General features: G+C 39.5%; 19 protein-coding genes. 4 read left to right on the top strand and 15 right to left on the bottom strand.

Going from position 1 to position 19941, the window contains the following annotated elements; genetic code table 11:
* Window positions 1-529: 529 nt before the first annotated feature.
* Window positions 530-1327, top strand: a complete 798-nt coding sequence (locus tag PLH43_RS08780) for a hypothetical protein (protein WP_324362160.1) — start codon at window positions 530-532, stop codon at window positions 1325-1327.
* A gap of 85 nt (window positions 1328-1412) precedes the next feature.
* On the opposite strand, the gene PLH43_RS08775 is transcribed toward PLH43_RS08780, so the two are convergent.
* The 15 genes from PLH43_RS08775 to rpsO form a co-directional block, all read right to left on the bottom strand.
* Window positions 1413-1658 (bottom strand): (2Fe-2S) ferredoxin domain-containing protein, encoded by a 246-nt coding sequence (locus tag PLH43_RS08775; protein WP_324362158.1) that lies wholly within the window; start codon window positions 1656-1658, stop codon window positions 1413-1415.
* Window position 1659: 1 nt separating this feature from the next.
* Window positions 1660-3360: a [FeFe] hydrogenase, group A gene (locus PLH43_RS08770; protein WP_324362156.1), complete on the bottom strand. Its 1701-nt coding sequence runs from the start codon at window positions 3358-3360 to the stop codon at window positions 1660-1662.
* Window positions 3361-3364: 4 nt separating this feature from the next.
* Complete coding sequence (nuoF, locus tag PLH43_RS08765) at window positions 3365-5239, bottom strand: NADH-quinone oxidoreductase subunit NuoF (protein ID WP_324362154.1); 1875 nt, start codon at window positions 5237-5239, stop codon at window positions 3365-3367.
* Window positions 5232-5717, bottom strand: coding sequence for an NAD(P)H-dependent oxidoreductase subunit E (locus PLH43_RS08760; protein WP_324362152.1), 486 nt, complete (start codon window positions 5715-5717; stop codon window positions 5232-5234). The genes nuoF and PLH43_RS08760 overlap by 8 nt, the downstream gene beginning before the upstream one ends.
* 11 nt (window positions 5718-5728) lie before the next feature.
* Complete coding sequence (locus PLH43_RS08755; protein WP_324362150.1) at window positions 5729-6898, bottom strand: SpoIIE family protein phosphatase; 1170 nt, start codon at window positions 6896-6898, stop codon at window positions 5729-5731.
* Window positions 6891-8561 (bottom strand): [Fe-Fe] hydrogenase large subunit C-terminal domain-containing protein, encoded by a 1671-nt coding sequence (locus PLH43_RS08750; protein WP_324362147.1) that lies wholly within the window; start codon window positions 8559-8561, stop codon window positions 6891-6893. The genes PLH43_RS08755 and PLH43_RS08750 overlap by 8 nt, the downstream gene beginning before the upstream one ends.
* Window positions 8562-8620: 59 nt before the next feature.
* Window positions 8621-8866 (bottom strand): (2Fe-2S) ferredoxin domain-containing protein, encoded by a 246-nt coding sequence (locus PLH43_RS08745; protein WP_324362145.1) that lies wholly within the window; start codon window positions 8864-8866, stop codon window positions 8621-8623.
* Between the two features lie 12 nt (window positions 8867-8878).
* Window positions 8879-9628 carry a phosphotransferase gene (locus tag PLH43_RS08740; RefSeq protein ID WP_038290400.1) on the bottom strand — a complete coding sequence of 250 codons (750 nt, stop codon included), beginning with the start codon at window positions 9626-9628 and terminating at the stop codon, window positions 8879-8881.
* Window positions 9625-12237, bottom strand: a complete 2613-nt coding sequence (gene adhE / locus PLH43_RS08735; protein WP_349255146.1) for a bifunctional acetaldehyde-CoA/alcohol dehydrogenase — start codon at window positions 12235-12237, stop codon at window positions 9625-9627. The genes PLH43_RS08740 and adhE overlap by 4 nt, the downstream gene beginning before the upstream one ends.
* Window positions 12227-12901 (bottom strand): redox-sensing transcriptional repressor Rex, encoded by a 675-nt coding sequence (locus PLH43_RS08730; protein WP_324362162.1) that lies wholly within the window; start codon window positions 12899-12901, stop codon window positions 12227-12229. Before PLH43_RS08730 ends, adhE begins: the two co-directional genes overlap by 11 nt.
* Before the next feature lie 393 nt (window positions 12902-13294).
* Window positions 13295-13879 carry a dipicolinate synthase subunit B gene (locus tag PLH43_RS08725; protein WP_324362141.1) on the bottom strand — a complete coding sequence of 195 codons (585 nt, stop codon included), beginning with the start codon at window positions 13877-13879 and terminating at the stop codon, window positions 13295-13297.
* Window positions 13880-13882: 3 nt separating this feature from the next.
* Complete coding sequence (dpsA, locus tag PLH43_RS08720; RefSeq protein WP_324362139.1) at window positions 13883-14755, bottom strand: dipicolinate synthase subunit DpsA; 873 nt, start codon at window positions 14753-14755, stop codon at window positions 13883-13885.
* Between the two features lie 207 nt (window positions 14756-14962).
* Entirely contained in the window at window positions 14963-16222 is a 1260-nt protein-coding gene (locus PLH43_RS08715; protein WP_324362137.1) for a pitrilysin family protein, read from the bottom strand.
* Between the two features lie 114 nt (window positions 16223-16336).
* A complete protein-coding gene (locus PLH43_RS08710) occupies window positions 16337-18439 on the bottom strand; it encodes a polyribonucleotide nucleotidyltransferase (protein ID WP_324362135.1) in 2103 nt (700 codons plus the stop codon).
* Window positions 18440-18662: 223 nt separating this feature from the next.
* A complete protein-coding gene (gene rpsO / locus PLH43_RS08705) occupies window positions 18663-18926 on the bottom strand; it encodes a 30S ribosomal protein S15 (protein ID WP_324362133.1) in 264 nt (87 codons plus the stop codon).
* A gap of 257 nt (window positions 18927-19183) precedes the next feature.
* Here rpsO and PLH43_RS08700 point away from each other — a divergent pair, with 257 nt between their 5' ends.
* The 3 genes from PLH43_RS08700 to PLH43_RS08690 form a co-directional block, all read left to right on the top strand.
* Window positions 19184-19441 carry a spore coat associated protein CotJA gene (locus PLH43_RS08700; RefSeq protein WP_324362131.1) on the top strand — a complete coding sequence of 86 codons (258 nt, stop codon included), beginning with the start codon at window positions 19184-19186 and terminating at the stop codon, window positions 19439-19441.
* Between the two features lie 12 nt (window positions 19442-19453).
* Entirely contained in the window at window positions 19454-19699 is a 246-nt protein-coding gene (locus tag PLH43_RS08695; protein WP_324362129.1) for a spore coat protein CotJB, read from the top strand.
* A gap of 57 nt (window positions 19700-19756) precedes the next feature.
* On the top strand, window positions 19757-19941 hold a 185-nt coding region (locus tag PLH43_RS08690), incomplete at its 3' end, for a manganese catalase family protein (RefSeq protein WP_324362127.1).

Here is a 19941-nt window from a genome sequence, read left to right as displayed (position 1 = left end):
ACAGCCTGGCATCTTCTTTTTCAAAGATCATTTTGTTTCATTACAGGAATGCTCCCATTTGCTTTTTAATATTTTAATTGCAAAAATAGCAAATTAATTTCTTATTAAACGGCAAGTCAACCAATATCTATTATATATTTCGTAACGTTTCAACGAAATAGGACTTATTACATATAGGAAAAGATTTGGCACGAAAAGAAGAACGAATTGCTCATAACCCTAATTTAAATTTGAATAATATATGCTTATCTCATAACACTTGCTTGTACTTTGGTAGAAATGGTTTTACATCAATTGTTGCAAATATAAGTATCACTATCAACTAAAATCATACTTTTCCCTTCTATATTCTTCTATATTTATATTACTATATTTTAATTCTCTTTACAATTGATTTGTTTATCTTGAAGCATAGAAATATAGAAACTTCAGATTAGAAATCAAAATCCGTTATTGAAAATAATGGAACCATAGTGTAGAATTAATAGCAAATATTATAAACTTTTGTATTGAAAGGAGATATAAGATTATGAAAGCAAAAAAAGTCACAGCATCTTTATTGATTCTTTTTATTTTTCTGTGCTCATCAATAACTGTAACTCCTGTTTTTGCCCAAGATGCAAATCTTCCTGAAAGTGTTGTTTACAGCATGTACGATGCACGAAACACAAATAATTTTGATCAGTTTATCAGTAGCTTCTATTACGCCGATATGTTAACTAAAGAGGATATTGAATCTCTTATGCAGGGCTTTCATAGCGAAAGAATCGAATACATAATTGAACCTTTAGAGCATACTTACGGAAAGCTGATTGCCGAATTTACATATAAAGAAATATCAAAAATAAGGTTTAACAACAATAGATTTGCCATCTCTACCTATGAAGTTACAGCTATTATTGTAAAGGCAAACTCTGAATGGAAAATACTTTCCCTCGATTACTCCGAAAGTTCTCCTATAAGCTTTCCGCAGGATATCGTAACTACTTTCTATAATGCTCGAAATACAAAGGACTTTGATACATATATAAATTGCTTCTACTTCGCAGATTTACTAACCGAATCAGACCTCGAATCACTAAAGTATCCCTATTTTACAGATTCTCCTTATACAGTTAAAGCAGAAATTCAACCGGTAAGTTTGACCGTAACAGACTCAAACAACGTAGCATTTAAATATTATGAAATTCAAACCATTACAACCGCTAAAGCAAAGTTAGTTCAAAAAACTGAGATAACAGCAAATCTGCAAAAGAAAAATAACGAGTGGAAAATTGTATTCTTTGATTATGGTCCCGGCGAAATTATCTCTAGGGAGCAATATTAATTGCTATTTTCCAAACTAAAAGGGAAGCCAAAAGCCTCCCTTTTAGTTTACTTACTTAAGATATGCAAAAGTTTTTCTCAATTAGCTACACTTTGGGCAAAATTACATTGTTGAAAAATTCCTCCGCCGCCTCAGGCAAAACGCCAAAAATCTCATTATTAACCTCTATGGCAACTCCGGTCTTCTGGCACTGCTTCATACAAAAGGTTGCTTTAATATCAATTCTGTCATGCAAAGCTTTTTCTTCAATAAGATGCTGAAATTCATTAATAATATTATAAGAACCCTTCAAGTGGCATGAACTTCCGACACAAATTTTTATTTCCAGCATATTATTTTGCCTCCTTTGTTGAAGCATAATCAACATGAAGAAGTTCATGAACCCTGCCCTTTAAAATGCCTTTATAAAGTGTCATCATAAGTGGATTTTCCTCAGAGGACTTGATATTGCATAGTTTGTCGGCACTATACAATCCCTTGCCCCGCTTTTCTCTTTCCTCGCTCTGAACAAATGGCTGTCCTCCTCCGTTTATACAGCCTCCCGGACATGCCATAACTTCAACAAGGTCATAGTGCTCACCGGCTTTGATTCTTTCAATCAAATCACTGGCATTTTTAAGTCCGCTAACCACTGCAATTCTAAGTTTTCTGTCGCCGTACATCACCGAAGCTTCTTTTACTCCCTTCATTCCCCGAACACCAGTGTAGGCCAGTGACCTAAAGGAAGTTGGAGATTTGTCGGAAACCACTCTTCTTAAAACCGCTTCAGTAACTCCACCAGTAACACCAAAAATTACGCCAGCTCCGGTATATGTTCCAAAGGGCATATCGATTGCCTCAGGCTCAAGCTCTGAGAATACTATTCCCGATTCTTTGATCATTTGAATAAGCTCCTGGGTTGTAAGTACATAATCGACATTTGGAACGCCATTAACTTTAAACTCTTCGCGGGCTGCTTCAAATTTCTTTGCTGTACAAGGCATAACTGCAACATGCACCAACCGCTTACTGGAAGTTGAATATTCCTCTTTTATTATAGAGGCGAACATCTGCATGGGTGAACGGCACGTGGAAACGTGGGGCAAAAGCTCAGGATGGAATTTCTCGCAGTAGTTTACCCACGCAGGACAGCATGAAGTAAAAAGGGGCATATCATTTTTTCCCTCTTTAATACGTTTTAGCAATTCCGCCGATTCTTCCAAAACCGTCAAATCAGCTCCGGTTGATGTGTCAAAAATATCGTCAAATCCCATGCGCCGCAATGCTGCCACAATTTTGCCTATGGCATTTTCCCCGTCGTTTAAGCCCAGCTCCTTCCCCAAAGCCACGCGGACGGCAGGAGCTATCTGCACCGACACTCGGGTGTTTTTATCATAGATTTCTTTCCATACTTTCCGTGTATCATCTTTTACAACAATTGCACCGGTGGGACATGCCAACGCACATTGTCCGCAACCCACACAATTTGACTGGGCAATGGGTTTGTCAAATACCGTGCTTATTGTCATTTTAGAACCTCTGTACGCAAAATCAATAGCTCCAACATTTTGAACTTCACTGCATACACGAACACAGTCCCCGCAAAGAATGCATTTGCTTTTGTCTTTCGTTATGCAAAGCGAAGAATCGTCCACATCCGGCTCCGGTGAAGTATTGGGAAAACGAATACGGCTTATATTGTACCTCATTGCAAGGTCCTGCAATTTGCACTTTCCGTTGTTATTGCAGGTTGTACAATCACGGCAGTGATTGGCAAGCAAAAGCTCCAAAATCATTTTACGGTATTTTTGAAGTCTTTCAGTGTTTGTTTTTATACTCATACCGGCTTTCGGAGGGGTGGAACATGCAGCGTCCAATCCGCCCCATTCGTTTTCAACCATACACATACGGCAGGCACCGTAAATCGACAATTCTGAATGATAGCAAAAGGTAGGAAGCTTTATACCTGCTTTTCGAATAAGCTCAAGAAGATTTTTTTCCCCGTTTATCTCAACAGGAATCCCGTCTATCATTATATATTCTCTATTATCCATCTCTTCAGCCCTCCAATATTGCGTGGAATGCACAAGTTTCAATACATGCACCGCACTTAATACATTTGCTCTGATCTATAACAAAAGGTTCTTTTACCTTTCCCGTTATAGCACCCACAGGACAGCTCCTTGCGCATTTTGAACAACCTTTGCACAAAGAAGCATCAATTGTAATGGTTTTTAGCTTCTGGCAATTGCCCGTAGGACATTTCTTATCATAAATATGGGCTTCATATTCTTCCCTAAAGTTCTTAATTGTGCTTACAACCGGAAACGCCGCAGCTTTTCCAAGCCCGCAAAGTGCCGTTGCCGAAATTGTGTCCGCCAACTCCAAAAGAAGCTCTATGTCACCGTCTTGGCCGTTTCCTTCAACAATTCTTTCCAGGACCTCCAGCATTCTTTTTGTACCTTCGCGGCAGGGTACACATTTTCCACAGGACTCGTTCTGAGTAAAATTCATAAAGAAACGTGCAACTTCAACCATACAGGTATTGTTGTCCATTACAACCAGCCCACCGGAACCAATCATTGCACCGGCTTTTTTTAGTGAATCAAAATCCAAGGGAAGATCCAAATCCTTTTCCGATAAGCATCCGCCTGAAGGACCGCCAATTTGCACAGCTTTAAAATCCGTTCCTCCCCTCATGCCTCCGCCGATGTCAAATATAACTTCTCTCAAGGTTGTTCCCATGGGAATCTCAATAAGACCGGTATTTTCTATGTTACCTGTAAGAGCAAAGGCTTTTGTTCCGGGACTTTTTTCCGTTCCGATGGATTTATACCAACAAGCTCCGTTTTTGATTATAAGGGGAACATTGGCAAAGGTCTCAACATTGTTTAAAACCGTTGGCATATCAAACAAGCCTTGCTCCACAGTTCTTGGCGGTTTTACCCTGGGCATGCCTCGTTTTCCTTCAATCGACGCCGTAAGTGCGCTTCCCTCACCGCAAACAAAAGCACCGGCGCCACGGTTAATATGAATATTGAAGCTAAAACCGCTTCCTAGTATGTTTTCACCAAGCAATCCATACTCTTTTGCCTGCTCAATAGCTCTTTTTAGCCTCGATACCGCCAAGGGATATTCAGCACGTACATAAATATAGCCCTCCGAGGCTCCACAGGCAATACCGGCAATTATCATTCCTTCAAGCATTCTGTGTGGGTCCCCCTCCATAATGCTTCTGTCCATAAATGCTCCCGGGTCTCCTTCATCTCCATTACACACAACATACTTTTGCTTTGCATTCTGCCTTTTTACTTGTGCCCATTTACGTCCTGCCGGAAATCCCCCTCCACCGCGTCCGCGAAGATTGGCTTCTGAAATTTCATTTATAATATCATCGCTGTTCATATCAAACAACGCCTTTTCCAAAGCACAATATCCGCCAGTTGCAATGTACTCGGTTATAGATGTGGAATCGATTTGACCGCAATGCTCCAATACGAGACGGGTCTGCCTCTTGTAAAAGGGAATTTCATCCTGTTTTTTGTATACAATTCCGTTTTGTTTATAGGCCAGTCTCTCAATATGTTCCCCCGCCACTATCGTTTTATCCACAATCTCTTCACAATCTTCGGGCTTCACCTTTGTATATAAATAGCCTTCAGGCTCGATTCTAACAAGGGGCCCCATTTCGCAAAAGCCATGACAGCCGCTTTTCTTCATCCCTATAGTATTCTCATGGGGCTCTTCTTGCAATTCAACTTGGCAATCCATTCCCCTCTTTGAAATCAACTCCGAAAGCCGCTCAAAAATCTCAAGGGAACCTCCGGATACACAGCCTGTACCTGCACAAACAAGTATTCTCTTTTTTTCTGCCTTAAGATATCTTAAGTACTTCTCTCTGGCTTTTTGCAATTCTTCCCTACTACTAATCATCGGCATTTCCCTCCCTCAATTGTTTTATGAGCGCTGAGGCTTTATCGGGAGTCATTTCGGCATATACCTTGTCGTTTACCGTTATTACTGGAGCAAGACCGCATGCTCCAAGACAAGATACCGTTTCAACCGTAAACATTAAATCATCCGTTGTGGGCTTGGTACCGGAAAGACCCAATTCTTTTCTGAGACGTTCTATAATCGGAATTGATTTTCTTACATGGCATGCCGTTCCATCGCAAACTTTTATTATATATTTACCCTTTGGCTCCAAAGAAAAGTTTTCATAAAAGGTTGCAACACTAAATATTCTGGCTTCACTCACTTTAAGTTTTTCTGAGAGATACGGAAAAACTTCTTTCGGGATATAATGATATTCTTCCTGAATGCTTTGGAGTATGGCAATGATCGCAGTCTCAGAAATACCGTGTTCGGCCAAAATACCGTCAACCACACTGTAATCAAAAGTTTCACTCATTGTTATTCACCTCAAAAATAGCTAAGATTTATTGTTTTGCCCATTAGCTTAAGCAGCTTTGAAAGCTCTTCCACCAACTGCATTTTAATGTTAAATCCTATGGGAAGATTGGGATTTTGGTGGGCAGGGTTGATAGCCCTTCCAACATAGAAATTGATATCCGTTGCTTCTTCAAAAAGCATTCTTGCTATCATCGAAGCACCGTCATTTTTGTTATGCCACTCGTTATAAAGAGCGTTTTTGCCAATATAGTCTTTTGCATATTCTAAAACCAGACTTATTGTCAATACGCCCTCAGTTACGAGATCGACCCCTTCAATCTTGGCAATGGGTGGGACTCTTGGGTCAATATAATCAATGGTTGTCTCAAGCTGTTTGCCTAAAAACTGTGCAGCAAGCGTTGATGTGGTACCGCCGCAGACAATATGTCTTCCCTGCTTTGCAAAAAACAAAGACATCATGTTGTAAACATCCTCGGTATTTTGCGGGGGACCAAACATCAGATTTACTACTTGCCGTTTTCTAATTTTAATTGTTGCAATAGTCGTATCGTCTCCGGGCATATTTGCATACAGATTGCTGCATGTATCAACTAAAAGAGATGTAATGGCATTGGCAGAAAGACTTTTGTCATAATGGGATTCAATAAAATCAATAATATTCTCCCTTTGCCAGCCATAATTTAAAGTCTGGCCAACTCCCGCATAAATTGCCCCGTCACTCATTGCAACAAATACATCATCACAATTTAACCTTATCTTGGATTCTACAATTTTTTTGCCGGATATTATTTTGGTCTGCGTGGGATAATCATACTTTTTGCCGTCGCGTAAGAGTATTACCAAGGGATTGTCATACTGAATTATTTCTGCATAGGTGTTGCTACTTATCCTAATTATAGTAAATGTTGAATAGGCAATACCTCTGACTTTACAAACAGGAAGGGTTGACATAATCGTAGCAACGCACTCTTCTATGCTCATATGTGCTGCAATCATTGTTGAAATAATTTTTGAAGTTAGAGTGGATAAAATATTAGCCTTGACGCCACTGCCCAAGCCATCGGCCAAAACCAGAATGGTGGCGTCGTCATCTTTTACAACCTGTATCATATCACCACACAGTTGCTCCCCAAATTTGTTAAGGCTTCTATATCCTAAATCAACACATAAATCATTCATCCTCCATAGTCTCCTTCAGCTTGGCCAAAGCAATTTTAGTCTCGGCGGTAGTTTCTCCTAAAAGAAGTGCTATCTCCTGAACTATGCGCATTTGCTTTTCCACAACCTTGTCCGCTATTTCAATTGCCGCCTCGCTTTGCTTGTTTTTCTGTGCCTTAATTTTCTCTTCCTGAGTCACATCCTTCATAATTATTATGATGACGTGATATTCCTTATCGTAAATAATAGTTTCATCTACATATTTTTTATATTCTGCAAAGTACTTCCTTTTGTAGTAACAGTTTTTGCCCTCTCTTAGCGCAAGAATATAGTCAAGGGGATCAAGTATTCTGCTAACCGGGCTTCCTAAGAGATCTGTAGACAGGCTTAAGTTTAAAATTCCTTTTGCAGCATTGTTTATTTGCTGAATCTCAAGATCTTCATTTAAAACTATAACACCATTGGGTGTATTCTTAATAATTGCATCGGAAAAGCTCTCTGCCTTTTCTTTGAGGTATGGAAGACACATTGTAAGATCTGCTTTTCCATTCAAAACTGCTATTGCTTTATCTCGGCAAGTGTCATAACCGCAGCTTCCGCAATTTAACTCCTGTTCTATAGAAGTCTTTCCCATTTTCTTTAAAATCTCCTCGACTGCAGTACCTCCAGGCATTATCTTGTGTACACCTTCAAACCGGATTTCTTTTTTTAAGCTTTCAGACTCAGGCACAAAAACCGAAAAATCCTTTGCTCCGGTATTTTTATTTACAGCTAATATAGCCCCGACAATATTGTTGCTTTTTCGTCTTGCAGGCGGACCGTTTATACAACTGCCTCTACAGGCCGACATCTCAATAAAGCAGTTGTCAAGTTCTTCACTTTCTATATTCTCCAGCGCATTTATGCAATTTTCCATACCGTCCACTATCATGTAATGATATTCAGAAGTTTTATCCATACTACTGATAATACCTCCAGAAATAGGAAAACTTCTGGTCCTTCCCTCTTTTAAGTTACTTCTTTTTCTTTCAATTGCAACATTCTCTGATTTTAACCATTCATCCAGTTCATCGAAGGTAAGGGCAAGCTCCACATAGCCCGGATACTTTTTCACTTCGTCCTTTTTTGAAATACATGGTCCGATAAAGACGACCTTTGCACCTTTATGCTCATTTTTCAGCATCTGTGCATGAGCCAGCATCGGTGACAGGACATCTGCCAAATACGGAATCGCTCCGGTATAATGTCTTTGAATCAGAGTGTTTACCGTATGGCAACACGAAGATATTATAATTCTGCTTTTTTTATCTTCTATCATTTTCTCATATTGTTTTTTAACAATATAAGCACCTTTTGCCGTCTCATCTGCCCCTTTAAATCCAAGTTTTATTAATGCCTGTTCTATATCATATATACTTTTATTATGAAACCATGCAACAAAAGAAGGGGCAATACTTGCATAAACATCATACTGTAAAACCAATTGCTTTGCCTTTTCCACATCGGATCGTATTTGCTTTGCGTTTTGCGGGCAAACGACATAGCATTCGCCGCACAAAACGCATTCATCTCTTAATATATGAGCCTGACCGTCTGTAAATTTCAACGACTTAACCGGACAATGTCTTATACATTTATAGCAGTTTTTACAATTTGATTTTTTTGTCTCCAAACATTCGGTCATCAAACTCGCGCTCCTTATTAACCAGCAGCACTGATTACTTTTTTTGATATTCAACTATTTTATTCTTTAAATCCTTTAAGAATTTCTGTTTCAAAAAAGCTTTTTAAGTTTTCAGGTGTAACTGAAAACAGTTTATCGTCAATTGTCACACTGACACCGTTAACACAGTTTTTCATACAAAATGACCCTACAAGCTCAATTTGATCCTGCAAATTGTTGTCAGCAACCAAGCTTTGCAGCTGTTCCACTATCTGCTTTGCTCCTTTTAGGTGGCAAGAGCTCCCTATGCAAATAGATACTTTCATTCGAAATACCTCCTATTCGTAGTCTACAACATCAATCCAGCGCATTAGCAATTCCCTTTCAGCTTCTCTGCCTTTTACAAGCTGTGATGCCGCTACAATTGAAATCCACTTTTGAACATACTGTTTCGCAGTGTCACTTTTTCTACAGAATAAATTCAAGTACTTTTCTCCCTTGTCAATATCGCCGGCAAGCCAGAACAAAAGATATGTTCTTGCAGCATCGGCACTGGCATTTCCCTGAGTGGCATGTGACCAGTCAAGTATATAGGGCGTGCCGTCTTTGGTCATGATTATATTGCTAGGATTGAAATCCCCATGGCACACTTTGTTATGGTCAGGCATGCTTCCAAGTCTGGTATGAAGCTCATAACGAGTTGTAGCATCAAGCCCGGTTTCGGAGATTTTTCTGTGCATTTTGTCTTTCAGCTTGTTTAATAATGGAGCTCTTTTACTTAACACCTCGAGCTGAATATCAACAAACAGGTTCAGATATTCATCATACTTGTGGGGATTTTCCTTCATAAGCTGCTCGAGGGTCTTTCCTTCAATAAATTCCGTAACAATCGCCCATTTGTCGTCAATTTTTGTTACCTCAAGAAGCTTTGGAATGTTAAGTCCGGTTTCTTCCACCCTGGCCTGGTTTAAAGCCTCATTCAAGACATTTGCCTTTGAATAGTTGCCGGAAAAGACCTTTATTGCCTTGTCTCCGTCCCTGTAAACGGTTTTGTCCGTTCTTACTGCTATAACCTTGTCAAGCTTCATTTCTTCGCACCTCCATAATAAGCGTTTAAATACATTTGCTTAATTTCGCTCATAAGCGGGTATCTTGGATTTGCACCTGTGCACTGGTCGTCAAAAGCCTGCTCCACCATTTCGTCCAGTCTGTCCAAGAATTCTTTTTCATCTATGTCATAATCTTTAATGGACTTTTTGATGCCAACCTTTTCTTTAAGCTCATCAATAGCTTTAATTAAGTTTTCAACTTTTTCTTCATTAGTCTTGCCTTTGATGCCCAGATAATCTGCAATTTCAACATACCTTGCCAAAGTACGCGGATGGTCATACTGTGGGAAAGTACCCATTTTTGTCGGAGCCTCTGACGCATTAAATTTGATTAGTTCATTTATCATGAGCGCATTGGCAACGCCATGGGGCAAGTGGTAAAAAGCACCAAGCTTGTGTGCCATTGAGTGGCATACACCTAAGAAAGCATTGGCAAAAGCCATTCCGGCTATTGTTGCAGCATTGGCCATTTTTTCCCTTGCAACCGGGTCATTTGCACCGTTTTCATAAGCTCGTGGAAGATATTCAAATATCATCTTTATTGCACGAAGAGCAAGGCTGTCTGTGTAGTCAGTTGCAAGCATTGAAACATAGGCTTCTAAAGCATGGGTCAATGCGTCAATACCCGAAGCTGCGGTCAGTCCCTTTGGCGCATTCATCATCATATCAGCATCTACAATTGCCATATCGGGCAATAATTCGTAATCTGCCAGAGGATATTTAACTCCTGTCTTCTCATCGGTGATAACCGCAAAAGGTGTTACTTCAGAACCCGTACCTGCCGAAGTCGGAATTGCGATAAAGTATGCTTTCTGCCCCATCTTCGGGAAGGTGTAGACTCTCTTTCTAATATCCATAAATCTCATTGCCATATCCATAAAGTCAACTTCCGGATGTTCATACATTACCCACATGATTTTAGCAGCATCCATGGCAGAACCGCCGCCTACTGCAATTATGGTGTCAGGCTGGAAAGCCAGCATTTCTGCCGCCCCGGCTTTGGCAGATGCAAGGGATGGGTCGGGAGCCACATCAAAGAAGGTCTTGTGCACAATTCCCATTTCGTCCAGCTTATCAGTAATCGGCTTAGTGTAGCCGTTATTATACAAGAAGGTATCCGTTACAATAAATACTTTCTTTTTACCCATCACATTTTTAAGCTCATCCAATGCAACAGGCAGACAACCTCTTTTTATATAAATCTTTTCCGGTGTTCTGAACCAGAGCATGTTCTCTCTCCTCTCGGCAACTGTTTTAATGTTTAGCAAATGCTTAACTCCTACATTGTCGGAAACTGAATTTCCTCCCCAAGAACCACAGCCAAGGGTGAGAGACGGAGCAAGCTTGAAGTTGTAAAGGTCACCGATACCTCCCTGGGATGACGGAGTATTAATCAATATACGGCAAGTTTTCATTCTCTCTGAGAATTTTTGAAGTTTTTCCTTCTGTGTTACCGTATCTATATACAGTGATGATGTATGGCCAAATCCACCATCGGCAATCAGCCTTTCTGCTTTTCCGAGGGCATCGTCGAAATCCTTTGCTCTATACATCGCAAGCACCGGAGACAATTTTTCATGGGCAAATTCTTCGGAAATATCCACGCTGCTAACTTCACCAATCAGTATCTTTGTAGTCTCAGGCACATCAAAGCCTGCAAGCTTTGCAATTGTGTGTGCCGTCTGACCTACTATTTTGGCATTTAATGCACCGTTTATGATAATTGTTTTTCTTACCTTTTCAGTTTCTTCTTCGTTTAAGAAATAGCAGCCTCTTTTTGCAAATTCCTTTTTGACCTCTTTATACACTCCATCCAAAACAATAACCGACTGTTCTGAAGCACAAATCATACCGTTGTCGAAAGTTTTTGAATGTATTATTGAGTTCACAGCTAAAAGAATATCAGCCGAATCATCAATAATTGCAGGAGTGTTACCTGCTCCAACACCTATAGCCGGCTTACCCGAAGAGTAAGCTGCTTTAACCAATCCAGGACCACCTGTTGCAAGAATTACATCTGCTTCTCTCATTACCATGTTGGTAAGCTCCAGGCTCGGCACATCAATCCATCCAATAATACCTTCCGGAGCACCGGCTTTAACTGCTGCCTCCAAAACGATTTTTGCCGCTTCTATTGTTGAATTCTTTGCTCTGGGATGCGGGCTTATGATAATGGCATTTCTCGTCTTTAATGCAATAAGAGTCTTAAAAATAGCTGTTGAAGTAGGATTCGTAGTAGGTATAACCGCTGCAACAACTCCCAGCGGCTCTGCTATTTTCTTAATTCCAAAAGCGGGATCCTCTTCAATAACACCGCAGGTTTTTGCGTTTTTATATGCGTTATAAATGTATTCAGAAGCATAGTGGTTTTTGACAACCTTATCCTCAACCACTCCCATACCGGTTTCCTCAACAGCCATTTTCGCAAGAGGAATTCTCATTTTGTTTGCAGCCATTGCAGCAGCAAAGAAAATCTTGTCAACCTGCTCCTGTGTATAGGTTGCATAAATGCTCTGTGCTTCTCTTAAACGTTTTAAAGCCTTTTCAAGCTTTTCGACATTGTCTACGATTTCGTATTTATTTGTCATTTTCCTCATCTCCTTTTCCGATTTCATTCTTTTTTATTGCCTCTGCCAAATGGGCGGAAAGTACAGCCAGTGAGGCAGCCATATTTTCCTGTTGAACTAAAATGTTATCCGGTACTTTTAGGTGGACAGGCGCAAAATTCCATATTGCATTTATCCCGCTTTCTACTAACATATCGCATACTTTTTGGGCTGAATGTGCAGGAACAGTTATTATGCCGATACGAATTTTCATTCTCTGGCACAATTCCTTCATTTTATTCAACGGAAAAATCTTTTTTCCGCATATTTCAGTACCGACTATACTTTCATCAACATCAAAGGCCGCAACAATGTTTAATCCATATTCTTTAAATCCATCATAGGACAAAAGAGCTCCTCCAAGCCTTCCTGAGCCTACAATTATTGCATCATTTAAAGCATCATATCCAAGAAAACTCTCTATATCCCTTATCAACTCTTCAGCAACATATCCAAGCTTGGGACGACCTTTCTTGCTTACACAGGCCAAATCTTTTCGAACTTGCACATCATTTAGGCCCAGCGCCACCGCGATGGTTGTGGCAGATACATACTCACACTCATCCTTTGGCAGCGACTTTAAATAACTCAAATATGAAGGTAATCTTAAAAGAGTCTGTTTGGAGATAGCTTTTGGATTCATAATTATATTGGTTCCTTTCTTTGTATTAATTTAATAAAACTTACTTACCTATTTTGGACAATCCACTCCTTTTTTAATGCGGGTACAACAACGACGAAGTATATCCGTAATTTTTTATCGATATTTTCTTATCAATATAATTGTATCGTTTTATATTATCAAAGTCAATATACTTTTTATATATTTTGATGTCACTTTAAAAGCCCGTTTTATACACTTTTCACAAAAAAGCTTAGGACTAAGTACCTTCTCTTCATTCCGACAAAAAATAAAAGCTCGGGACATCGAGTCCCTTCGCTTTTGCCTCTTTCATTTCATTCCAAGAGGCCAAATAAAAAAGTAGAAGCTTAAACTTTAGCTCCTACTTTTTACTGCCAATTTAAATTTCTTGATTAATCAATATTTAATGAGCACCGGCTGAATCTGTTTATGATTCAAAGCCTCAAGGATTGTCGGCATTATCTGGGTAGTGTCTGCAACTAAGGAATTCGGCTTGGTACCCGGTCCATCCTGACCAAAGGGTACTAGATATATATTTTTCATATTTAGAAGCATTCCAATGTTTTTTGCATTTGCCCCCAGTCCGTCATTTGTGGAAATAGCAATAACCACCGGTTTTTGATTTCTAAGATGAGCCTTGCATGCCATAGTAACTGTTGTGTCGGTTATTCCGTTTGCTATTTTTGCCAAAGTATTGCCGGTACATGGCGCTACGACTACTATATCAAGAAAAGATTTTGGACCTATTGGTTCTGCTTCAACAATGCTATCTATAACTCTATTTCCTGTAATTCCTTCAAGTTTAAGCCTTAAATCCTCCGCTCTTCCAAACCTTGTATCAAATTTGCTTACCGAACCCGACATTATCGGAAAAACCTTTGCACCGTTGCTTACAAGCTTTTCAATCTCGGGCATCACTTTGTCTATGGTGCAAAAGGAACCGGTAAGTCCAAATCCGACTTTAATCCCCTCCAGTAACATCTTCTATACCCCCAACTCATCAATAATATTGCTGATAGTGTCTCTAATAAATCTGGCTGCTGTCACTGGCGCTACTTTTCCCGGAAGAGAAAGAGCCCATATTGTTTTTAAGCCCATCTCTTTTGCTTTTTCGAAATCAATTCCACCAGGCTTGGAAGCAAGGTCTATCAAAATACAATCTTTGTTCACTTTTTTGAGCAAACTTTCATCTAGTACAATGCTGGGGATGGTATTAAAAATAACATTTGCTCTTTGTATGTAGTCGTCCAGTTCACTTATGAAAACCGGTTTGTATCCGTAACTTTCAATCCAAGCCAGGTCTGAATACTTTCTCGCCTCAACATATACATTGCTTCCGATACCGTTAAGCATTTTCGCAAGTGTCTTTCCGATTCTTCCGAATCCCAAAATCAGTGCATTGCTTCCATGAAGAGTTATAGGCATTTCTTCCATAGCAATTTGAATTGCCCCTTCTGCAGTGGGAATGGCATTTAAAACCGCCATTTCTTCTCTTTCGAGCAAATCTATTGAATATACGTTGTAGACATCTGCAAGTTGAGCAATCTTTTCAGTGATTCTTCCCGCGATAAACAACTGGCTTTTTTTCATCTTTTTAAATACGTCTTTTATGAAAATTCTTTGAGGATGAAAAGGTGTATTAATAGTTTCATTATCTGTTGAACATGGGGTCGGACCTACTATTACATCCGCTTCCCCAATAGCTAGGTCAAGCTCTTCACTTTCTTCAATTCCTATTTCAAAGTTTGCATTTTTAAACCCATATATGTTAACCTTATTTCCTTCCGAGGCAATCAACTCAGCTAACTTAACACTTCTAAGATCACCACCAATGATTGTAAACTTCTTATTCTTCACTATATTACCTCCTCCTGATTGCAAGAAATTCAAGTCCCGTTAGAAAAGTTTAAATAATATTCTTGTATTATAGACCGACTTATGGTGACTTAGTATATCTTATGTACATTTGAGATTATAAGTGCTTGTATAATTGCAATTTAGCTTTGAGCTTCAAGCAAAAAAGCCTCGAAACCAATTAATTTTGGTATCAAGGCCTTTTGGTACTTAAGGATTTATTATTCTTCTAATGTCTGTTTCCTTTTTTATGTTGCCCACTATGGAAAAACTCATTCTATCCAAGCGAAAAATTCGCTTTATAATTTGTTCGACACTTTCCAGATTTACCGCATCAATCTTCTTTAGTATTTCATCCGGAGTATAGATATTATCCATGAGCACCTCTGACTTTCCTATGCTGTTCATCCTGCTGCTGGTACTCTCAAGTCCAAGTATATAATTTCCCTTAAGCTGTTCTTTCGATTTTTCAAGTTCATCCTTTGAAAGACCTTCTTTTAAAAGAATTTTTATTTCTTTTACTATAAGGTCCACAACCCTTTCCAAATGCTCCGCATTCATTCCGGCATATATCGTAAACAGACCGGCATTTCTATAGGATGACGGATATGAATATATGGAATACACCAAACCCTTCTCTTCCCTGATTTTCTGGAACATCCTCGAACTCATTCCGCCGCCCAGCACATTGTTTACGGCAAGCAGCGGATACAACTCATCACTTCCGTGCGGAATTCCTTCAAATCCCAAACATATGTGTATTTGCTCCGTATCCTTCACCTTGATTTTAGAATTCACCTTAAACTCTGCATTTTTAATGTCTTTGCCATTTTTGCCGCTGTCATTCCATCCGCCGAATTTCTGCTTTATAGTATCAATTATTTTATCCTCTTTAAAATTCCCGGCCACAGCTATAACTGTATTCTGTGGAAAATATCTGTCCTTCATATAGGCTTTTATTTTATCCTTGTTAATGCCAAAAAGGGTTTCCCGCGTTCCTAAAATGGGAAAGCCAAGGGAATTGTCCTCCCATACGGTTTCGGACAGGATATCATGCACCAGCTCCTCCGGGGAATCCTCATACATCCCAATCTCTTCCATAATGACTTTCTTTTCAATGTCTATATCCTTTTCGTCAAACCTCGAATTAAAAAACATATCCGAAAGAACGTCCAAGGCTATATCGGCATGGGAATCAAGAGTCTTTGTATAATAGCATGTACATTCCTTTCCTGTAAACGCGTTAAGTTGACCTCCAATACTGTCAATGCTGTCGGCAATTTCTCGGGCACTCCTGTTATCAGTCCCTTTAAAAAGCATATGTTCAATGAAGTGAGATATTCCGTTGTTGGATAAACTTTCATTCCTTGAACCGGTTCCGACCCAGATACCGATAGAAACAGATCTAAGATAAGGGATGTTCTCACAAACTATCCTAACTCCATTTTCCAACTTTATACGTTTATACATACAACCTCCATGTCTGCTATATGAAATTAAGTAAGGCGCAAATAAAATGAAATTCACGCCTTACTCTTATAAATAAAATATATCCCTGAAAATCTCCGTAAAGGGTAAGCTATATTACTTGTCCCCTTCGCTATCCATTGCATCCTTCCTTGAAAGATTTATACGCCCTTGCTTGTCAATTTCCACAACCTTGACAAGTATCTGGTCTCCAACTTTTACTATATCCTCAACCTTTTCAACTCTTTTCTTATCCAGCTTGCTGATATGAACAAGGCCTTCTTTTCCGGGAAGGAACTCCACAAAAGCACCAAAGGATGTAACTCTGATAACCCTTCCCATAAATACCTGACCCGGTTCAATCTCCTTAGCTATTCCCTCTATCATGCTAAGAGCCCTTTTACCGGCTTCGGAATCGGAACTGAATATATAAACCCTACCGTCGTCATTAATGTCTATTTTTACTCCGGTTTCGTCAATTATCTTGTTTATCATTTTACCGCCAGGACCTATTACTTCTCTGATTTTATCAGGATTTATTGTGGTTGAAATAATCTTTGGTGCATACTTGGACAGTTCTTTCCTTGGCTCCGAGATAGCCTTTAACAACACATTGTCAATAATGTGCAAACGTCCTTTTCTTGTAAGCTCAAATGCCTGCTTGATAATTTCCTCTGTAAGCCCGTCCACCTTTATATCAACCTGAATTGCAGTTATTCCATCCTTTGTTCCTGCAACCTTAAAGTCCATATCTCCAAAGAAATCCTCTATACCCTGAATATCCATAAAAGTCACAAACCTGTCCGGATTATTTTCGTCAACAACCAAACCGGCAGAAATTCCTGCAACAGGCTTTTTAATAGGCACACCTGCGTCCATAAGCGCCAGAGTACTTCCACAAACACTTCCTTGAGATGTGGAACCGTTGGACATAAGCACTTCGGATACAACCCTTATTGTGTAAGGGAACTCTTCTTCACTTGGAATCACAGGCTCCAATGCCCTTTCTGCAAGAGCTCCGTGCCCGATTTCCCTTCTTCCCGGACCTCTTGAACTCTTTGCTTCACCAACGCTGTATCCGGGGAAGTTGTAGTGATGCATATATCTTTTTGTTTCTTCAGGGTCAATACCATCCAGTATCTGAACATCACCCATGGCACCCAAGGTAACACTTGAAAGCACCTGAGTCTGTCCTCTCGTAAAAAGACCTGAACCATGAACTCTCGGGAGCAACCCGACTTCAGCCGAAAGAGGTCTTATTTCGTCAAGTCTTCTGCCGTCAACTCTTCTGCCCTCTTCTAAAATATATTCCCTTACAACTTTCTTTTCAAGCTTATATATTGCTTCTTTGATGGCCGCTTCCATTTCAGGGAATGTTTCTGCAAAATGCTCTGTTATTTCTTTTGTGAGCTCCTCGATATTTTTGTCTCGTACCTGCTTGTCCACAGCAAGTACAGCTTCCCTCATTTTGCTATAGGCATATTCCTTGACAGCATTGAATATTTCCTCTGGAACTTCCGCAGACTCATATTCAAATTTAGGTTTTCCAATTTCCTTTACAATTCCGTCTATAAATTCAACAATTTTCTTTATCTCATCATGGCCTTTTTTGATAGCATCCAAAATAACTTCATCAGGAACCTCATTTGCTCCTGCTTCTATCATGACAATTTTATCCCTTGTACCTGCCAAAGTAATATACATCTGGCTTACTTCTCTCTGTTTTTCAGTGGGATTTATAATTACCTCACCGTCAATAAGCCCCAGTATAACTCCTCCTACAGGACCGTTAAACGGTATGTCTGAAATTGACAAAGCTATGGAAGATCCCAGTAAAGCGGCAATTTCAGGAGAGTTGTCCTGGTCAACGGACAACACCGTATTTACAATCGCCACGTCATTCCTCAAATCCTTGGGAAATAAAGGTCTTAATGGCCTGTCAATAACTCTGGATGTAAGTATCGCCTTTTCTGACGGCTTACCTTCTCTTTTTATAAAACCTCCGGGAATTTTCCCTACAGCATACAATCTTTCTTCATAATCCACACTCAAAGGAAAGAAGTCAATTCCTTCTCTTGGTGCTGCTGAAGCAGTAGCTGTTGACAATACAACAGTATCACCATATCTAACCAATACTGAACCATTTGCCAGTTGAGCAAGCTTACCGGTTTCGATAATAAGTTTTCTTCCTGCTAGCTCCATGCTGAAAGTCCTATGCATTATACAATCCTCCTCTTATTAGTTAAACCACAGACTGTAGGATGTAGATTCTACAGCAAAAGCTCATTTTCTGCTTTTGCAGCACAATCTACCTTCTACCGTCTGCAGTTTATTAATCATTTTATTTTTCAGTTTACTTTTTATTATTCCTGATTTTTATGCATTGTATTTATTATATTTGTGCACAAATAATACAAAAAAGCGGATTACTCCGCCTTTTTTATTATTTTCTAAGATTTAACTTTTCGACAATCGCACGATATCTTTCGATGTCAATCTTCATGAGATAGTTCAACAAACCTCTTCTTTGCCCAACCATTTTGAGAAGTCCTCTTCTTGAATGATGGTCTTTTTTGTGAATCTTCAAATGCTCATTAAGATGATTGATTCTCTCTGTAAGAAGAGCAATCTGCACTTCCGGTGAACCGGTATCTGACTCATGTAACCTGAAATTGTTGATTATCTCTTGTTTAGTTTCCTTTTGCATAATAAAATATCCTCCTTTTTTTAAATCCCTATGGCTAAGTAAAGGGTCGGAGTTACCCTAAACCGAGCACATAGTTATATTTCCCTCAAACATTCTAACACACTGACTAGATACTGTAAAGAATGAATATAAAAATTTTTCAATAAATATTATAACCTTTCTATTAATTAGAATATCAAAGAACTTTTTGCTTCTTATCGGAATATTATGTTAATAAAATACTCTACTGTAAAATTGCTGTTTTGGAGGGAATCAAGATGATGGAATATCAGAATTGCAACACCGGTATGCTTCAGCCTGCACACAGTCAAGGCATGATGCAGCCCTGCTCCACTCAAGGCATGAGCCATAATGTGAAAATTCATTGCATGCCAATGAAGCTGGCCCACGCCTACGTTCCATTTCAATGCATAGGCTGTATATTTCCGCCCATGAAGGGTCTGAATGCAGGAACAATATTTCCCGAACTATACAGTCCTTATGGAACGGACCCTGAATACACTGTAGACGCCTAAGGAGGTGAAAGCATGAATCCGAATCAAGCTAAACTGCTAAAAGAAGTAATGGCCGCCGATTTTACCCTTATCGATTTAAACCTGTATTTAAATACACATCCCTATGATCAGAACACAATAATGCTCTTTTACAACTGTGCTCAAAGAGCAAGAATGCTCAGAAACGAGTACGAGAGATTGTATGGCCCGTTAACTGCCCAAAGCACTCCCTATAAATGCCCGTGGCAGTGGATAAACAGCCCATGGCCGTGGGAATAGCCTTGCTGATAGAATTTGATTTTATATATTTCGATGTTTGTCCGAGGAGGTAAAAAAATGTGGGTTTATGAAAAGAAACTGGAATATCCTATAAGAATCAAAACACCAAATCCCAAGATGGCAAAGTATATTATTTCCCAATACGGAGGACCTGATGGAGAGCTTGCTGCTTCTTTGAGATATCTAAGCCAGAGATTCAGCATGCCAACAAATGAAGCAAAAGGAATTCTCAACGACATAGG

It is taken from the genome of Acetivibrio sp., from assembly GCF_035371925.1.
In the GTDB taxonomy this organism is placed as follows: domain Bacteria; phylum Bacillota; class Clostridia; order Acetivibrionales; family Acetivibrionaceae; genus Hungateiclostridium.
The sequence above is the reverse complement of the archived record's forward strand: the minus strand, read 5'-3'. Positions and strand labels throughout refer to the sequence as shown.

Coding starts and splice junctions, on each gene's coding strand:
- PLH43_RS08780 (WP_324362160.1), top strand. CDS start 530: ATGAAAGCAAAAAAAGTCACAGCATCTTTATTGATTCTTTTTATTTTT.
- PLH43_RS08775 (WP_324362158.1), bottom strand. CDS start 1,658: ATGCTGGAAATAAAAATTTGTGTCGGAAGTTCATGCCACTTGAAGGGT.
- PLH43_RS08770 (WP_324362156.1), bottom strand. CDS start 3,360: ATGGATAATAGAGAATATATAATGATAGACGGGATTCCTGTTGAGATA.
- nuoF (WP_324362154.1), bottom strand. CDS start 5,239: ATGATTAGTAGTAGGGAAGAATTGCAAAAAGCCAGAGAGAAGTACTTA.
- PLH43_RS08760 (WP_324362152.1), bottom strand. CDS start 5,717: ATGAGTGAAACTTTTGATTACAGTGTGGTTGACGGTATTTTGGCCGAA.
- PLH43_RS08755 (WP_324362150.1), bottom strand. CDS start 6,898: ATGAATGATTTATGTGTTGATTTAGGATATAGAAGCCTTAACAAATTT.
- PLH43_RS08750 (WP_324362147.1), bottom strand. CDS start 8,561: ATGACCGAATGTTTGGAGACAAAAAAATCAAATTGTAAAAACTGCTAT.
- PLH43_RS08745 (WP_324362145.1), bottom strand. CDS start 8,866: ATGAAAGTATCTATTTGCATAGGGAGCTCTTGCCACCTAAAAGGAGCA.
- PLH43_RS08740 (WP_038290400.1), bottom strand. CDS start 9,628: ATGAAGCTTGACAAGGTTATAGCAGTAAGAACGGACAAAACCGTTTAC.
- adhE (WP_349255146.1), bottom strand. CDS start 12,237: ATGACAAATAAATACGAAATCGTAGACAATGTCGAAAAGCTTGAAAAG.
- PLH43_RS08725 (WP_324362141.1), bottom strand. CDS start 13,879: ATGTTACTGGAGGGGATTAAAGTCGGATTTGGACTTACCGGTTCCTTT.
- PLH43_RS08715 (WP_324362137.1), bottom strand. CDS start 16,222: ATGTATAAACGTATAAAGTTGGAAAATGGAGTTAGGATAGTTTGTGAG.
- PLH43_RS08710 (WP_324362135.1), bottom strand. CDS start 18,439: ATGCATAGGACTTTCAGCATGGAGCTAGCAGGAAGAAAACTTATTATC.
- rpsO (WP_324362133.1), bottom strand. CDS start 18,926: ATGCAAAAGGAAACTAAACAAGAGATAATCAACAATTTCAGGTTACAT.
- PLH43_RS08700 (WP_324362131.1), top strand. CDS start 19,184: ATGATGGAATATCAGAATTGCAACACCGGTATGCTTCAGCCTGCACAC.
- PLH43_RS08695 (WP_324362129.1), top strand. CDS start 19,454: ATGAATCCGAATCAAGCTAAACTGCTAAAAGAAGTAATGGCCGCCGAT.